The sequence below is a fragment of the Aureibaculum flavum genome (assembly GCF_016406085.1).
Classification (GTDB): Bacteria; Bacteroidota; Bacteroidia; order Flavobacteriales; family Flavobacteriaceae; genus Aureibaculum; species Aureibaculum flavum.
In genome coordinates, this window is record NZ_JAEHFJ010000002.1 from 486,792 (window position 1) to 503,915 (window position 17,124).

Consider the following 17,124-nt stretch of genomic DNA (forward strand, 5'->3'; position numbering starts at 1 on the left):
TGGTGCTGCCTAAAAACACCCCTAAGGTCCCCTCAAGGGGACAATTTCTACCAATAATATTCGGTTAGGACAATTGTTCTTTTCATATGAATCGTTTTGATAATCTTCGTAATAAAGGCCTTGAGACTATTAATAAAATGAGACCGATAGAGCCAATGAATCGTAATGCAGGTTCGTCTAGTTCTCTGCTCATGTATCGCATGGCTGTGATGATTCCCAGGAACAACACAATCATAAATGTCATATCGAATTCTTGTAATGCACCTACATGTTTAATAGATCTAATCTTTTCATTTGATAAGAGTGGTTCTTTACGGTATCGATGAATCATTTCTGTAATTGCTCTTGGGTTTCCGTGGGTTTGTTCATAGATATGGTTTCTGAATAGTTCCCAGTTCTCGACTTCTAATCCGCCGGCTAATTGTTGAATCAGTTGCATACTGTATTTGCGATTTAGCGGTGTTAGTTTTAAGATTTCGAAATCCCATATAAATGAAGTATCGATTGCTTTTACTGCACGAGCTCCAGCAATAATTACAAATGCATTGGCCAGTCGTTCTATCGTTTTCTTGGCATTGGGTGTCACTCTGGTAATATCATCTATGATTAAAACATATTCTTGCGGCTCTACCGATGAGATGATGCTGTCGCAAAGATGCAAGGTGTTTTCTCGCTGTATTTTCTTTTTCACCTCATCTAGTGTGAAGTCATTCCATAAGTAGGAAATAACGGTCTGTTTGTCTTTATAGAGATAAAGTAATATTTGAACTAATGATTTTTTAATACTTTCCGTATCATCTAATCTCAATATCTTTTTATCGGTTTGAATATTTTCTAACAAGTGTGACTTTCCTGTACCTATAGGCCCAATTACAATTGTATTTACCCCTTTGTTTGCATTGGTATTTAGTAGTTCTAATTCTTTATTTCTGCCAATGGTGAAATAAGATTCCGTTACATCGAGATTAATTAGTTTAGGTTTTTGGTCATTGTTAAAGCGTTGTTTGATTTTTTGCCAAATGGTTGGTGGCTCTTTGGTAACTTGATTAATACGTTCTTGTAGTTTCTTCGTTGGTATGTTTGCATAAATTAGTGTTGTGTCATAAGATTCATGGCCTAGCATTTCTTTAATTTCTTCTAGTGAAGTACCCGCTGCCAAATGATGCGTAGCAAAAGTATGTCTCAACGTATGCGGATGTACCTCATCTAAATCAATATTTGTTGTGATACGTTTTACCATTTTCCAAACGGTTTCTCTTCTTACATGGCCAAGCTTACTATTGCTAGGAAATAAAAACACATCCGGTTGCATTTGTAATTTAGATTGGTTTAAGTATTCCCCTAAGACGATATACAAGCGATCGGACAATGGAATTGTTCTTGACTTTTCTTTTTCCTTTTTCTTTAGTGATTTGACTTTAACTGTCCGTTGTTTGAAATCGAAGTTCTTAAGCTGAAGGGAAATGGTTTCAGATACCCTCATACCGCAATCGAGCATTAAGAGAATCATAAGCTTATGCTTTTTGTTTTTGATATTGATCAGTAGCTTTTGTGTTTCTGCTTTACTGATAAAATTAATATTGTTATTCTTCATCTTCTTTAGTTTCAATATTGTTCATGAGTACGTCTAACTTTTCTTTTAAAGTCATTACCTGAAATTCTTGTGAGAGTTTACTTTGCGATTTAATTCTATTTTGAAAGTTTTTAATTTTTATGATTAATCCGTCAAGGCTTCCGTCAATGTTTAATAATGCATTATGATAGGTTTGCTTTATTTTCAAATAGGATTCTAAATTGATTTTTGTGTGTTCGAATTGGGACTTCTTTAATTCGAAGAGTTCTGTTTTTAGTTTTAGGCTGTTTACTTCCGTTTCTAAGTTTTGCATTTCAAAAATCAATTTTAGATAATCGTTTTCTAAACGGACAAGCTCATTGTCCATCTGGTTCTTCATGGATTCTTTTAACTTTTGAATTTCAATTAGATTCCGCTGTTTCTGTTGGTGGTAATTACTAAAGTTGGAAAGTGAGATTCCGATGTTTACACTACTATTGTCAATGTCATAATTAACAGATGGAAGCAAACTTAACCATGCGGTACCCGTTTTGCTTTTCGTCAATTTGGTTAATGTATCCATTCGTTGCAATTGATGGTTTTTGTAATCTTGAATAATGCTGTCAAACTCTATTTGAGCAGTAGAAGTCCAACTGAACATTAAGGCCAATATGAAGGTTATTGTGACTTTCATTTTCGTTTGTCTTTAGAGGATTTGTCAAATGCTATGAGATTGAACATTTCACGCATACGAGAACGCACCCTATTGCCATACCACGCTTCTAATTCATTTGCATTTAGATTGGTTGTTGCATGCGTAATTACTTTTTTCTGTACCCAGATATCATATCTGCTTAAAAGGATTTCGCCTAATACATTACATTCATTTCCGTAATGTTTGACATAGCGTTCTACTCCCAAATCATCAAAACAATATTTACCAGTCCCACTATGTTGCTGAATGGTTTGGTGTCCGTTTTTATAGAAATCGAAAGAGACGTTTCTAGAAGTAATTAGTTTGTATCGCTTCTTTATTGGCAATAAGAACTTTACCAGATTCATTAAGGCAGTTTTACCGCAACCGATTGGACCTGTAAGTAAAATGCCTTTATTGATATCCATATGATTTACTTTACAGCTGTGCTCATCTCCAATCATGTAAATGACCAATTTGTAAATGATATATTTATCTTGTGGGTCTAATTCGAAATAACTACCATAGCGTAACTTTCCTTTGGCGGTTATAAAGTTTAGGACTTTATCAAAATCGTAGTGAATATTGTCACCTTTAATTTTGCCAAGAATGTATTCGTTTTCGGGTTCTTTTATTTTATAGAGGCTCATGATACTCTTTATTTGTTGTTGCGTTTAAGTTGTGTTGCTTTTGAACAAGTGATGTACTTGTTGAATGCTGTTTTTGTTCGTTTGCTTTTATCATCCAATTTCGAGCTGCCGCTTGCCAATCTTTCATGTCCGTTTTACCACCTACTTTCCAACCATTAGATTCGTAGTAGTTGAAAAATTTTTGAGCTTCGATTTTTGAATTTTCTTTTTTAAAAAAAAATTGAATAACCTCCTCTAAATTTTGTGGTTGCCGTTTGTGTTTATACTGTTTATTGTTTGTATATGTTTTAGAACGTACTAGTGCTTGTTCAATATCCGAACGGTAGTGTGCTAGAGCTTGTTCATTATCCGATCGGTAGTGTATCAGTGCTTGTACAGGACTTGTGTCTAAATTGAACATGTTGACCAAGCTTCCTTTGAATGGATTATGGCTTGGTAAGTATTCCAAATATTCCCATTCATGTAAATTTTTAATACACTTATGATAGGTTGCCAAAGACCCAATTTTAGAAAGTTTCATAATTTCTTTTCTAGAAATTGAAACTGGGTTTTCGAACCGATTGAGATTCCAATATTGAAATAAAGCGATGTACATACTTACATGTGTTGGATTTAATCTATTGTCAACAACAAAGCATTCCATAGCTGCTGTTAACAGTTTGATATAGTTCATTGTTAAGCATTATTAATTCTGTTCTTTTCTAGGATTTTGGAAATGTCTTCGTAATCGTAATAGAGTACGCCGCCCATTCTGGTATAGGGAATGGTTCCGTTGATGCGTAAGTTTTGTAAAGTGCCTGGGGAGATTCCGAGATACTCTTTAACCTCAGCGGATTTCATCCACTTTTTAGGATTGCTTTGCGGATTGTCTTGTAATAATGTTTTGATTTCATCGAGTAATTCTAATTTGAATTCGAGAAGATCTTCTGTAGTAATAATTGTAGCTGCCATATTTTGAATTGTTTTTTAAAACAAAGTCGCCATTGGTTTTCATTTTTAAATGACGACTTTGAACTGATTTAGTTCACGAACTTTACTATTTTAATACATAGGAGTTCATGAATCTGCGATTTGACTTTCGTTTGGCAAATATGTGGCAGGTTGTTGGGTTTTGTTCACAAGGTGAACCCAACTTGGGTGATTTTTATTTACGGTAAAAAACAAAAAAACACCTATTTTTTAGTGTTATTTACCACTAAATAGGTGTTGTAATTGGAATTAAAATAGTAACAATTGGTGTTATTTGATTTCCCAAGTTGGGTTCAACTTGGGAAATTTAAGCATCATAATCATCCATTTTTTTTAGTAAGGATTCTTTTAATTTTTCAAGAAACATTGTGCGTCCAGTTTTACGCATTTTAATATCTAAGAAGGTTCTGTAATAATCACCTAGTTCAACATTGAAAATGGTTTCAGTTAATGCTACAATATCTTTGATATTGGCAGCTCCACTGTTAATTGCACCACAACTATGTAAGGCATAGACGAGTTCTGTTAGAGCTACTTTTGAGGATGTCCAGGTTAGGCCCGAATTTTTTACTGTGGTATTTGTGTTCAACGTCAATGGAATTGACAAACGCATCAATCTATTTTGTAGATAAACTGCAAATCTATCAAAGCTTATTAGTTTGCTTAAAAGTGTATCTCTCGATGTACAAAACTTGGGCGGACAGTAGTAATTACCTCTGTTAATCACCGGCAAGTCATTATAATGTGATCTGGTAAAATACAATATATCAGAATGTGTATTGCCTTCTTTGAAGTATTGGACAAATTCAAAATGATAATTGAAAAAAGTATTGACTAAATCTATTTCTTTTGTTAGATACCTTTCTTGTTTTTTTTTACCCAATTTAGGAAAATGTAATTCAAAAGATTTAATCTCGCTAGAATAAATTAACTGACTTAGAGGAATGACTTTAATTCTTTTAAAGAAATTAACCTCATCAGATTCATTGTTGAATGATGATTGTAAAATCATTTGATGCATTTCATGTAATATACCTCTACATAACACAATGGAAAGCGAAGATTGTTTTATGATATCCGTATGCTCCTTGGCAATTTTATTTAATTCTACATGTAGTTTTTGGAGTAATTTTTCAAATTCCATAGGCGGTTAATTTTGGTGACTTGATTTGATGAAAATCAAATCTATGTTCCTAAAATCTAATGAAGCGTGACAGAAATGTGAATTAACAATGTTAGCGACAAAGATTTAGTAAAAATTTAACAAAAATTGTGCCTAAATGATGTGTTTTAGTGATAAAAGTAAATGTATTCAAAAAATTGTTAATTATTTACTACTGAATATGTAAATGATTTATAGATTGTATTTTTTTTATTACTTCATATTTTACCATCTACACCTTTAAATTTCTAAATAAAAGAAGCAACCTTTTGAAAAACACCTTGTTTTTTTGTTAAGAATTATGGATTTAACGGACTCATTTTAGGTAAAATTAAATTTTCTTATGTACCATTCATTAAGTAGGTTATTTTTGTATTTAATCGAGATATCAGATTTTACTAATAAATCAAGATATGTTTTACCTTTTAAATCTACTTTCCCTGTTCCTGTAGTTCCCTTTATTCTGAGCAAATACACTCTTCCCCGAAAATAATGGATTTCCCTTTCTCTACATTCTTTAGGATAAGTACGCTGTTGATTTTCAAATTTTCGTTGCGGTACAAGCGTATGGAATTTTTAAACAAACGATAATTTTACTGGTTTATTTATTTATCTTGAAGATGATGATGATTTAGTATTGCTCAAAAGAAACATAGATGAAGATGAACTTATAAATACAATCACTAATACTAAAGAGTTAAATAGTGTGTTTTTAAAAAAATAATTATCACCATAAATTATGTTATAAGACTTTTGTCAATCAGCATATTACTTGTGGAAAGCTTCAGCAACAGCAATCGCTATTTTCTCAGCCATTAAAGGGGGAACGGCATTACCAATCATCTTATAATTGCAACTCATTTTTTCTTTAAATTCAAAATCAGTAGGGAATGATTGAATCAGTGCAGCTTCCTTGACAGTTATACTTCTCGCTTGGTTTGAATCAGGATGAATAAACATCAATCCATCTTTGTACAAATGTGCAACAATTGTCTGAGAAGGTCTGTCCCATTCCAAGTTTCTATATTTAGCATGTTTAGAACTCTTTCCTAAGAGGGAATTATAAAATTTAACTCGCTCATTTACAGGTCGTTTATTCATTTTTTTTAAGATCCACTCCTCAAATATTTTAATATCACGCTCATTATGAAATCTTGGCTTATGATTTTCTTCTATAGTTTCGTCTTTATCAACTGGTACATAAGATATTTTTCGACCATTCATTATTACTATTTCTTTACTAGGTTTGAACCGAGGTAAATGACTTATAGCTTGCCTTAGAGTTACAGGAGTTTTTATTTTTTGACTATCAATTTCAGTATAGATAGTTTGTAAATTGAAATTATTAGTTTTAGAGGCTCTTCTTATTCCTACAATGATGACTCTTTCTCGTTTTTGTGGAACTCCAAAATCACTAGCAGACTGTACAACACTTTTAAGTTCTTCAGGTTTTTTTATGTCATATCCGTGCTCATCGAAATATTCATAAATTCTTTTTGTAACTTTTTTATCTCCAGGACAAGCACTTAACATTCCTGGAACATTTTCAAATACAAATACGGATGGTTGAAACTCCTCAACAACTTTGGTAAAGCTTTCGAATAGATAATTTCGGTAATCATCTTTCATTGAGTTTTTATCCTGTGTTCTACCCGCAATAGAGTATGCCTGACAAGGAGGTCCTCCTATTACAAGGTCTACTTTTCGCTTACCAACGAGTCCTTTTAATCCATCCTTTTGGACTTCAATGTGATTGGTACCCCCATAGCTTTTAACAGTTTCGTCTTTCCAGTTGCCATTGATCAATTCTTCGGTTTTCTGAATATCAAAATGTAGGACTCTTTTTAAAGCATCCTCATTAGTATGCTTCCATTTTTTCTCTAGTCTAGATCTAAGAGTTCTCACCATTGGAATTTCCCATTCAACGTGGGCAAGAGCATCATATTTACCTGACATAATAAATCCTTCAGATAAGCCTCCGCAACCTGCAAACAAATCAATAAAAGTTAATTTTTTATTTTTCATCTTGCTTAATACGGTCTAATACATTTTTAAACTCTTCTGCAAAAATACCTCCTAACAATGGTGGTACAGCATTTCCTATTTGTTTTAGCTGATTTCTAGTACTTCCTGTAAAGAAATACCAATCTGGGAAAGATTGTATTCTAGCAGCCTCTCTAGGTGTAATACTTCTAGGATGTTCACCAGGGTGTACATATGAATTTCCATCTGTTTCTAAATGAGCTATTATTGTTTTTGAAACACTTTCAGGGTTAAGTTTAAAATATTTATCACCAAATCCTTTTACTTTTTTATTCCCATTTTTATCGATAATAACCCCATAAGTAACTTTTGAAAGTGCTTCTTCATTCACAGGATCATTTAGGTATTTTCCTGCTACAAGATTTTTATAAATAAATAAATCTCGCTCATTATGGTATCTTGATTTATGGTTAAACAAATACTTAGGTGTTATTAATTTACCGTTATACGTATTAATAGAGTTAAGGTATTTATTACTGCTACTTTTACTTATTAATTTACTGTAAGGTTCATCAGAAATGTTCTTTCCGAAACAAACCCTCATATTACTAAATGGAACTTCTGCGTCCTCTTTATAATTGTTAGGTTTAGGATTCGATTTTATCTGAGGTAAATCGTAAATCACATCTTTTAATTTTAACGAATCCTGTTTTGTTTTAATAATTTCTTCAAAAATATCAGATGCATTAATATCATATTTTTCAGACAGGTCTTTTCGCACTCCAATAAAGAAAATACGTTCCCTGTTTTGGGCAAGACCAAAATCTTTCGCATTTAGGATATGAGAAGAAGCATTATAACCAAATTTTCCTGTATCTGTTAATGATTTTTCAATCAAATCCCTATAGCCTGAAGCAGAAGCTAGACCTTTTACATTTTCAATCAATATAAGTTTCGGCGATAGTTTTTCTGCAAATTTTAAATAATATTTAAAAAGCTGATTTCTTGGGTCGTCAATAAATCCCTTGGTTCTTTCCTCTAAAGTAGCTTTTTTAGAACGACCTATCATAGAAAATCCTTGACAAGGAGGACCGCCAGCAAGAACATCTATGTGATTTATGTTCGAAAGAATATTCTTTATAATGTCATTATCCTTAATAGGAGGAACCTTTTCTCGAAGCTCAACTTCTTTATTCGTTTCTATAACCATATGTCCCTGCATATCATAAGTCACTTCACCGTTGCCTAAATGTTCGTAAAGTTCTTTTATATCTCCAAGAATCACACGTTCTTGATTAGTTTCAGGATGTGTTTTTTTTAGGTTTTTCTTAAAAGTATTTAAGGCCGGTTCAGCAATATCATTCGCTAATTCAAGGTGAAAACCTTTGTTTCCGAACCCAATTGAAAGCCCTCCTGCACCAGCAAATAAATCTATATAATTGTATGTTTTTTCTCTACTCATAGAAGCCTTAAAAATACATTGATTCTTCCAGGGTAAAAAGCCTTTTTGTTAAAAAACATAAAAAGCCTAACTAACCTAAAATCAAATTATTAAAAATAAAGGTGATAGTATTCTTGTTTTACACCAAAAATAAAAGATCAATTTAAATCTAAAAGATCATCTTTTAAAACTTCATTAAATACTCTATAAAGATCATCTAAATATATTTTCAGATCGGTAAATTTCTTTTTTATAATTACACCATTTTTGTTATTGCAATCAATAAGATATAATTTATATGTTTTAGGACTAATTTCTGTCAGTTTAGAATTTGGTCTAAAATGACCTTTCATTAAACTAAGATGTCTTCTACCATATAGAGACATCCCATCTTTCATATTTGTTTCGATTTCATTTTGCATTCGACTATGAAGCTGCCTGTATCGATCAGGTGAAAAAATAATTTTATTCATTTCTTTCACCATTAATTCATACTTACTATCTAAACTAAATTCTTTAGATGTGTTTTTTTTGATTTTCTTAGGGACACATACGGGTAATAATTCGGTAAATTTTTCTATTTTATTCCAATCTACTTTTGTTAATATTTTATCCCAAGAATCTTTCTTTTTACAAGCTTCATCCAATCGTCCATCATCTAAGTTTTCAAGTAAAAGCTGATTTATATAGGTCAAAAACGCTTTAATACTCAACTGTGGTATTTCATCTAGTTTATTATTATCCCATACCGCTTGAAAATCAATAGTCTTATTTGTTTTAGACAAGAATTCTTGAACTAAAGATATAGAATATGCTAGTACATTTTTTCTGATTCTTCCAATTGCATTCTTTCCTGCACCATACCTTGTTTTTAATAATTTATAAAAAATAAAAGACCCGACTAGGTTAGAATAATATTCTTCGCCTATTTTTTTGTTTTCAATATCAAAATAATCCCTTAAGAAATTATATCTTTTTTCCGCACTAGCAACAGAAATAAATGGTTCTATTTTTTTTCCTATTGCACAGAAGTATAAAATTGTTAAATCTGATTTTTCTATTTTATTACTTTGAGGAAAAAGGTTTACAAAGTAATTTACGTTTTTACTTAGATTTTTTTCAAGTGAATATTGGCCTCTTGTACGTTCAAAGTAATAATAATTGTTTGAAGCAGGACTTCTGAACTTTTTAGAACAAGTGTGCAAATTGATTAAAAATTCTTCATTACTTGATAAATCTGATTGTTTTACTGCATTTTGAAGGTTACTATTTTTTGCAATTGTTGATTGTATCTTGACTGAATCAATATTTCTTCTGATTTCAGTTATTTTTGCCATAACATTCACCTTGTCTAAATCAACATTTACCTTAGTTTTTTTTGCTTCTTGAGAGGCAAAGAAAATCGAAGATGTAGTTTGTCCACCGTTTACAATTTGAAAATTTTTAAATGTTTTAACAGATTTATCTTCATTTAAAATTATTTCAGATACAGTTATACATAGCCCGTTATTATAAGCTAAAAACATTTCTGGTGCATTTATTAAAGTATCTTTTATTCCTTTATTTACTTTAATTCTACTAGATAAAAACGACCTTACATTACTCTCTAATAATCGACCACCAAAATCACTATAGATATTATAAAGAAATTCACCAGGCAAGATAGTGATAGCTGTACCATAACTAGAATTTCCTATCTGTGGTTTAAGAACATTTATCGGTTTACTATAAAAATCTTCTACTTCAATATCTAAATTTTGATTACTTTTATGAAGTCTTTCCAACTCTTTTATGTCATAAATTCTAAAATTGTAATCAATATCAGAATCGTAATCTGGTTTTGAAATAATCCTAGTGACGTCTACTTCTTTTTTGTTTACTGCTGTATTATTAGTTAATAAATAACAATCTATTTTTACAATATTATTTTTTATCCCTGCTTGAAACTCTCTATTTAATGCAGATAAAATATTTGCTTTGGGAATATTATATTCATCATGTCTAATAACATAATTTAAAACCCTATATAACTGTTTGAAAACTTGTTCAACATCTTTTAAATTTAATTTCCCTGCTTCATCAAAATTATTATAATTTGCAACAAAAAGAGATAAAACAGTTTCATTTTCATTTATACAAAAACCATTAATTTTTAAATTTCTTCCACCATCATTTTCTTTAAAAAAGGGGGAGTGTTCAAAACTAGAAATCAATGAAGAATCTGTTAAATATTCTGAAACAATTTCACAAAAAGATGATTCGCCATTTAATTGAGGGTCTTGTGAAATTTTCTCCTCTATTAATGATTTTAATGTTCCAAAATAACTCATTGTAAATTAATTAACGTATTAATACTATCTTCTAATACTTTTTGTTCTTGAAGATTAAGAACATATTCTACTCTTTTAATTGCTTTAGATATATCTGCTCTGGCTAATTTCGGAAACCCTGAGTCAATATTATAGAGATTTGGCCCATTAATGATTTGAAATCCAAAATCTATATATTCAATCTCTGCTTCCGCTAAATAACCCACATCTAATAATAAGCCCTCAAACTCAAATTTAGCATCCAAATCATTTTTTAACAGTCCTTTAATATCTTCAACTAGATTAGGTAAAGACTGAAACGATGAATTTTCACTTATTCTATGCCTTTTAAGTTGATAAACAGCTAGAAATAATCGTTCTAAACCACTACAATCTAATTGATACTCGTTATTTATTTTAACTTCATATTGATTATTCGAGGTAGTACATTTAACTTCAATTGCTTGAGTATTAGGAAAAATAAAATCTTGATTTTGTTTTTTGGGCCCTACCCAACTTGTCACAATATCTAATAAGTTTTCTTTGTTGCATTCTAACAATGTTTTAAGCATTGTCAATTCTGCAAATAAACCAATCTGTCCATTTTCTGACAAAACTCCTGTTTTTTTAGATTTAAAAAAGTTCATCCAAGACTTGACCCTCTTTAAAATATCTAAAATAACTAAATCAGAATTTGAGTTTTTTGCTGTCTCTACTATATCAGTAATGAAAGCATAAAAAATATCTTCTTCAGTATTTCTATCAAGTTTAATACTATAATAAGTATCTAAACCGGTTGTACCAGGATCGGGAACAGGAAAAGTATCCACCTGAATACTATCTAGTGTATTGATATTATTTATAATAACATCAGATTGTTGCCCACCATTTTTTAATTGTAACAGAACACATTGTTGGTTGTCAGAAAGTTTATCAATAGCTAAAATAGTTTTATATCTATTAGCATCATCAAAATCTACAAGTCGAGTATCATATTGCCCACCAGGCTTTACATCCCGTATCAATTCTGTAAATATTTCTTTTATACTCATAGCTTAATTAATATTATCGTTTACCATTTGATTGACTAGCACATCAACAGAGTTATTGTTTATAGATCTACTATTAGGGAGACAAGAAGGTGTCGCAATAGATATCCCATATGGTAAAGCGATATATTGTCCACAATCATTATCTTTTAAATCCTCTAAACCACTATGCATATTATCGATAGAAGGCGTATCTCCACGAGAAACATTAATACTACTATAAAAAAACATTGGATCTAGTGCTACAAAAGTGATTATCGGTCTCTCGAGATATAAACAAGTTACAGAAGGGGTTCTTTTTTCTTTAATATTCAACTCATCTTTCTTATCTCCAATAAAATCAGACAAATAATTAGCATCTGTTAGTTTACCATTAGGTACCTTAAAGTGATTTGGATTAGGTTCTGTATCATTTCTCCTAGCAGTATTTCTTTGAGCTAGACCAATTTCTTTATCAATAAAAGTATAATTATCTTGTTTTCCAGGTTTTCTACCAACTATAACAACATCGATTGTTTCGTATCCAGACTTCTTGTAAAACTCAAAAATTTTATCAAGATCTAAACTTCCATTATTGTTAATTATTGAAAAATTATCATTTTTTAATTCATCTAATTCTCCATCTATGTTGACGTTTTTAAAAATTAGTTTATTGTCAAACTCGTTAATATTACATCTATCTTTTATTCTATCAATTATTTTACACAAAATATTATGATTGTTAATAATTGTATCTGGTTTACGTGATATTGAATTTGTGATAACTTCACCACCAGCCCAACTTAATCGCATAGGTCCAGCTACTCCCATTTTTGAAGTAACTGACAAACTTGTTGTAGATTGCCTAATTTTAATTAAAAAATCTCTTGGTGATGCATTACTTCTAATCATGGCTGAAATATTTTCATTCATGATGGTATCAGCGTAGCAAATTTCACCAAAATCTATAGCTATTTCTGTAGTTGTTATAATTCTACACAGATCTGCATAATTAGAACGATAACCAAACCAACGCCCCATTTGCATTAATGTATCAAATGTCCTAGCATGTCTGATAAAGTAACTTGTATGCAAACCTTCCAATGTCAACCCTCTAGACATTGTGTTTCCTCCGATAGCTATTACTTTTCTTCCATGCGGGTATAAATGATAGTCTAAGCTTTGCCCTTTATTATCTTTGTGTCCATTTACTACTAAAATTTCAACAGCAGCAATAAAGCTTCTAATATGGTCTCTTAATTCACTGAAATTTATTGGTAAGTCAAAATTATTATTTGCAAATGATTCATTTTCAGAATATGCGTGAGTATAAAATTGTTGGTTATTAACTTGCTCTTGTAATCCATCGATATTACCTCCGTGAAATAGATCACTTAATTCTGTCCACATTGTCTCACTATTACACTCAATACCATCTTTAAGTTCACTCCAATAATTTTTAAACATCTCTCCTAATGCGTTCTGTATCATTGTTAAATGGGATACGTGTATTAACATAGACATGTGAGACCTTTCTTGACCTCTAAAAAAACGTAATGCTCCTGAAACAATAAATTGCTTAGTCGCTACTTTTAAAGAATCTGGCATATTTAGCTCCTCTACTTCTTCTTTATAATAAGACTTAAGTTGTCCTGGAAAACCTTCAGTACTATCCATCTCCATTATACCAGGCAAGCCTTGGTCAAAATATTTTTCTGGGCCTAAATAGTTTGACGGTTGTTTCAGTCTTACAATAAAATCCTCAGGAAAAATACTTTGATGATGTTCGTTATCTAAAGGAATTAACACATTTGCATATGGAGTTGCTGTATAGCCGGTATAACATCTTCTGCTAAACTTATTAATCAAATCAACAATCCCTGCATTGATAGCTGTTGGTTTATTTTCTTCATCTATATTTCCATCTTCATCAATTATAGGAGCATCGAGGTCTTCTAGCTTAAAATTATTATTAATACTAGCTTGATCGGCTTCATCATCTATAATTAAAACAGCTTTATTGGATTGAGACTCCATGTTAATACCAATAACATTCTCTAACCATTTATTCATGTTTTTTAACGGATGAACGTTTTTCTTTATTACAGCAATTAAAGGAGCTTCTAAATTGAAATTTATACCATTCATATTTGCTGCAGCAGAATTAAAATCACCTTTAGCATCTGCAGTCGTTAAGGATTGCGTTTGATTATCAAACCTATTCATTAGTGTTCCAACACCTACTGCAGTTTCCTCTCCGTTAATTTTTTGTTTACCGTTAACCCCTTGATCAATTCTAAATTGAGTTTGTTGACGTAAATTATTATGCATACCTGCTAAAACAACTATAAACTGATATCCTACATCAATAGCCTTGTTTATCAACCCAACATAATTACCTGTTTTACCTGATTGCACATAACCAATAACTAAACCCTTTTTCTCAAAATGATCTGTTGTACTAGGGTTAGACATCCCATCTAATATAGCATCAGTACTCTGGTCAATTTCATCTATAACTGTTTGTGGTAGTTGTTGTATTTCCGACAAGTATCTTTTATAATTATTCCAAAACGGAAAATCAAATAAATTAGGATTGTTTTGTTTGTAATTACGAACCCATGGTATTCTATGATTATATAAAGTTTCACTTACTCCAATAGTAATTGTATAATGAGATTCCAACTCATTTATGATTTCTTCCCAATTAACATTAGGGTAACTATCCGGAGTGTAAACTGCTTTAAAACGAATTACTTCTTCTCGTATTAGATGAGTTGTAATTTCTATCCCTGCATCTTTTTTGACATTTAATGTAGCATGAGCTGCATTTTTAATAATAGTACTCTCCATAATTTATAATTTTTCGTTGTCAACACCTAATTCGATTAATCGTTCTTTATCAAAGGACAGACTATTAAAAGGTTCTATATTAATTAATGTATTAAATGCTGCATTTACATTCATGCTTATTTTATAGACCTCCATTATACCTTTAAATTTCTCATAAATTTCGTGATCATCTTCCAATGGTTGTTCTACCTCATTGTTAGCTTTTCTAGAAAAAATATTATCTACAGGAAGGTAATTTTCTATATATCTCAAAATTTGCTTAAACTCCTTTTGCATTGATTTATCTGAAGAGCATTTCTTTAAAAATTGATCGAATAATGGATGTTTTATGTTGATTTTATATTGATTTTTCTCTCCGGTCTTTACTCCTTTAGATTCAAAATTCCATATTGGTTGAATCTCTGTTTCAGTATTCTTTTTTCTAATTTTATGCCTCTTAACCCCTCCATGAAACCTAAATGTATTGTTAGCTTCCGATCTTATTCTATTACACTCAGCCCTAATGTCTGATTCAGCGAATCTAGGAATAGAAACTGAAGATTTACTAATATTTACTCCCCAAGCCAAATCAGAATCTAAACTATTAGATAAATTAATCTCAACTCTTCCTAAAATATAATGATGCTCTTTATTAAATAGACCTAACCAACTTCCACGATAGATTAATCTTTTATTTCTGTAAACGAAAAATCCTTGATTTTGATTAAAAGTACCAATCTCTGATTGACTCTCGTATTCATTTTTATTCTGAAATTCACTAGAATGTTTCAAAACATGTCCCTTCAAAGAATAAGTTCCATCTCCAGAATTATATTTAAATAATTTCTCTTGAGTAGAAAGTGCAGTTTTATATGGATCCCAATATTTCACTAATGTTCCATTTAATCGAATATCGACACTGTTTTTAAATTTATGGTATATCAATTCAAAATGATTTCTAACTTTCGAAAGTTCCGAATAAAAACTAGAGGTAGAAGTAATTTTAACTTTATCTAAATTTTCCCAAATAACTACTGTCCAACTATCACTATCAAAAATCTCTTTATTTTCAATTCTTGCCTTTATTTTTTCTATCAATAGTTCATGATTGTCTAATGAATATACCTCCCATCCATTTTTATCAATATAATCAAGATCAAAAATTAAGGAATTAATAGTTTCTTTTTTTGAAATCAAAGTCAATTTTCTGCATTGAGAAAAACTAGCCGTTTTTAAACCTAATCCAAACCTCCCTAAGTCCTCAATATTTCTCTCACATTCAATTCCTTCACCACCTAATGTTAGTGCCTTAATCATATCTTCCATGGTCATGCCTGCACCGTCATCAACAATCGCCATCCATTCTAAATGATCAATATTCTCATTAAAATCATTATTTACAATTTCTATCTTATTTGCTTTAGCAGCAATGGAATTATCAATTATATCGGAAAGGGCTGTTTTTAAATTATACCCAATACTTCTAAGGGAACCTAAAATACTTCCTGGTTGTGGTTCAATTTTAAACTTACTCATTAATGACATTTGGATTTTTAATGAAATTTTACATTTTTTTATTGCTTTTTTTCATAAACATAATCAAAAAAAAGGAAAGCTTAATCTTTATCAATAATGTTTGTTTTATCCCATGTTTTTTTCTCCATCATACATTATAATAATGTCGTGTGTATTTACAATATTAGAATTACATAAGAAAATGATTTCGAAAATTTTGAGTACTAGAGAATAAAAAAATAGTTTCATTTTATAAATTATTTGAGGTAGTAAAAGTTTAAAAGATTTACATATAGGTCAAGGTGTTTTAGAATTGCTTCAATTTTCGCAATGTATTTACCATTTCTTAGTTCAACTGTTGAGATTCTAATTGTTTCAATTCCTTTAATTTCCAGATAGTTGTCTCTACTTTTGTCAGAACCCCTTGTTACTTCACCAAGTTTATGTTGTTGCCCATCTATTTCAATGACAAGCTTGACCTGTGGTAAATAAAAATCGACTTGTTGATTTATGAAGTTCTTATTTTCTTCTCCAACAATTTCGTAAATTTCAATCTCTGGAATTAAAAGAGATTTTATGAATGCATATTCGCGAAATTCATTTGGTATGGTATTTTCAAAAAAGTCTTTCGCTGGATAATAGTTCCTTTCTCTATCTCCCTTAATGATATCGTTCCAAATTGGCGTTTCGTTGGTTGCGAATAGAAAACGCTCTTTAAAATTTTCTAATTTGTGAATTTTGCCTAAGTGCGATTATAAATATTTAGAAAGAGCGGTTGGAAAACCACGTTGTAATATATTTTTTGTGACATAAAGAGTAGATAACAAATTTGTTTTGTACTGATTTGTTACAAGATTCTGAATTACAAAATTTGGATTTGTATAGGTATAATTAGCCGTATATTTTTTCATTCAATTTTCAAATTTTTATTTATGACATAATTTGATTTAGCTAATAATTCATATTCTACATATGTGTTTTTTATACCA

At 30.7% G+C, this 17,124-nt stretch carries 14 protein-coding genes; all 14 read right to left on the reverse strand.

All coding sequences use genetic code 11. The annotated features are described in order from the left end of the window. Nucleotides 1-82: 82 nt before the first annotated feature. Nucleotides 83-1,594, reverse strand: a complete 1,512-nt coding sequence (locus JBL43_RS05255; RefSeq protein WP_198840414.1) for a tyrosine-type recombinase/integrase — start codon at nucleotides 1,592-1,594, stop codon at nucleotides 83-85. Next, nucleotides 1,584-2,246 carry a hypothetical protein gene (locus JBL43_RS05260; protein ID WP_198840415.1) on the reverse strand — a complete coding sequence of 221 codons (663 nt, stop codon included), beginning with the start codon at nucleotides 2,244-2,246 and terminating at the stop codon, nucleotides 1,584-1,586. The genes JBL43_RS05255 and JBL43_RS05260 overlap by 11 nt, the downstream gene beginning before the upstream one ends. After that, nucleotides 2,243-2,896 (reverse strand): P-loop NTPase family protein, encoded by a 654-nt coding sequence (locus tag JBL43_RS05265; protein WP_198840416.1) that lies wholly within the window; start codon nucleotides 2,894-2,896, stop codon nucleotides 2,243-2,245. Before JBL43_RS05265 ends, JBL43_RS05260 begins: the two co-directional genes overlap by 4 nt. Beyond that, nucleotides 2,883-3,569: a transcriptional regulator gene (locus JBL43_RS05270; RefSeq protein WP_198840417.1), complete on the reverse strand. Its 687-nt coding sequence runs from the start codon at nucleotides 3,567-3,569 to the stop codon at nucleotides 2,883-2,885. Before JBL43_RS05270 ends, JBL43_RS05265 begins: the two co-directional genes overlap by 14 nt. 2 nt (nucleotides 3,570-3,571) lie before the next feature. Beyond that, nucleotides 3,572-3,847: a helix-turn-helix domain-containing protein gene (locus JBL43_RS05275; protein WP_198840418.1), complete on the reverse strand. Its 276-nt coding sequence runs from the start codon at nucleotides 3,845-3,847 to the stop codon at nucleotides 3,572-3,574. A 325-nt stretch (nucleotides 3,848-4,172) separates the two neighbouring features. After that, entirely contained in the window at nucleotides 4,173-5,009 is an 837-nt protein-coding gene (locus JBL43_RS05280; protein ID WP_198840419.1) for an RteC domain-containing protein, read from the reverse strand. Between the two features lie 786 nt (nucleotides 5,010-5,795). Continuing rightward, the gene (locus JBL43_RS05285; protein ID WP_198840420.1) at nucleotides 5,796-7,052 is read right to left on the reverse strand and encodes a DNA cytosine methyltransferase; all 1,257 of its coding nucleotides are present in this window, start codon (nucleotides 7,050-7,052) and stop codon (nucleotides 5,796-5,798) included. Continuing rightward, on the reverse strand, nucleotides 7,042-8,472 hold the full coding sequence (locus tag JBL43_RS05290) for a DNA cytosine methyltransferase (RefSeq protein WP_198840421.1): 1,431 nt from the start codon (nucleotides 8,470-8,472) through the stop codon (nucleotides 7,042-7,044). Before JBL43_RS05290 ends, JBL43_RS05285 begins: the two co-directional genes overlap by 11 nt. A gap of 137 nt (nucleotides 8,473-8,609) precedes the next feature. Continuing rightward, nucleotides 8,610-10,781 (reverse strand): AIPR family protein, encoded by a 2,172-nt coding sequence (locus JBL43_RS05295; protein WP_198840422.1) that lies wholly within the window; start codon nucleotides 10,779-10,781, stop codon nucleotides 8,610-8,612. Then, nucleotides 10,778-11,812 carry a PD-(D/E)XK motif protein gene (locus tag JBL43_RS05300; RefSeq protein WP_198840423.1) on the reverse strand — a complete coding sequence of 345 codons (1,035 nt, stop codon included), beginning with the start codon at nucleotides 11,810-11,812 and terminating at the stop codon, nucleotides 10,778-10,780. The genes JBL43_RS05295 and JBL43_RS05300 overlap by 4 nt, the downstream gene beginning before the upstream one ends. A 3-nt stretch (nucleotides 11,813-11,815) precedes the next feature. Next, nucleotides 11,816-14,641, reverse strand: a complete 2,826-nt coding sequence (locus JBL43_RS05305; RefSeq protein ID WP_198840424.1) for a Z1 domain-containing protein — start codon at nucleotides 14,639-14,641, stop codon at nucleotides 11,816-11,818. Nucleotides 14,642-14,644: 3 nt separating this feature from the next. After that, nucleotides 14,645-16,156 carry an ATP-binding protein gene (locus JBL43_RS05310; protein WP_198840425.1) on the reverse strand — a complete coding sequence of 504 codons (1,512 nt, stop codon included), beginning with the start codon at nucleotides 16,154-16,156 and terminating at the stop codon, nucleotides 14,645-14,647. Nucleotides 16,157-16,392: 236 nt separating this feature from the next. After that, complete coding sequence (locus JBL43_RS20430; protein WP_198840553.1) at nucleotides 16,393-16,872, reverse strand: DUF559 domain-containing protein; 480 nt, start codon at nucleotides 16,870-16,872, stop codon at nucleotides 16,393-16,395. Between the two features lie 15 nt (nucleotides 16,873-16,887). Next, complete coding sequence (locus JBL43_RS05320) at nucleotides 16,888-17,046, reverse strand: hypothetical protein (protein ID WP_198840426.1); 159 nt, start codon at nucleotides 17,044-17,046, stop codon at nucleotides 16,888-16,890. Nucleotides 17,047-17,124: the final 78 nt, after the last annotated feature.

What these genes read in the sequence shown, in the direction of transcription:
- JBL43_RS05255 (WP_198840414.1), bottom strand. Translation starts at nt 1,594, where the DNA reads ATGAAGAATAACAATATTAATTTTATCAGTAAAGCAGAAACACAAAAG.
- JBL43_RS05260 (WP_198840415.1), bottom strand. Translation starts at nt 2,246, where the DNA reads ATGAAAGTCACAATAACCTTCATATTGGCCTTAATGTTCAGTTGGACT.
- JBL43_RS05265 (WP_198840416.1), bottom strand. Translation starts at nt 2,896, where the DNA reads ATGAGCCTCTATAAAATAAAAGAACCCGAAAACGAATACATTCTTGGC.
- JBL43_RS05270 (WP_198840417.1), bottom strand. Translation starts at nt 3,569, where the DNA reads ATGAACTATATCAAACTGTTAACAGCAGCTATGGAATGCTTTGTTGTT.
- JBL43_RS05275 (WP_198840418.1), bottom strand. Translation starts at nt 3,847, where the DNA reads ATGGCAGCTACAATTATTACTACAGAAGATCTTCTCGAATTCAAATTA.
- JBL43_RS05280 (WP_198840419.1), bottom strand. Translation starts at nt 5,009, where the DNA reads ATGGAATTTGAAAAATTACTCCAAAAACTACATGTAGAATTAAATAAA.
- JBL43_RS05285 (WP_198840420.1), bottom strand. Translation starts at nt 7,052, where the DNA reads ATGAAAAATAAAAAATTAACTTTTATTGATTTGTTTGCAGGTTGCGGA.
- JBL43_RS05290 (WP_198840421.1), bottom strand. Translation starts at nt 8,472, where the DNA reads ATGAGTAGAGAAAAAACATACAATTATATAGATTTATTTGCTGGTGCA.
- JBL43_RS05295 (WP_198840422.1), bottom strand. Translation starts at nt 10,781, where the DNA reads ATGAGTTATTTTGGAACATTAAAATCATTAATAGAGGAGAAAATTTCA.
- JBL43_RS05300 (WP_198840423.1), bottom strand. Translation starts at nt 11,812, where the DNA reads ATGAGTATAAAAGAAATATTTACAGAATTGATACGGGATGTAAAGCCT.
- JBL43_RS05305 (WP_198840424.1), bottom strand. Translation starts at nt 14,641, where the DNA reads ATGGAGAGTACTATTATTAAAAATGCAGCTCATGCTACATTAAATGTC.
- JBL43_RS05310 (WP_198840425.1), bottom strand. Translation starts at nt 16,156, where the DNA reads ATGAGTAAGTTTAAAATTGAACCACAACCAGGAAGTATTTTAGGTTCC.
- JBL43_RS05320 (WP_198840426.1), bottom strand. Translation starts at nt 17,046, where the DNA reads ATGAAAAAATATACGGCTAATTATACCTATACAAATCCAAATTTTGTA.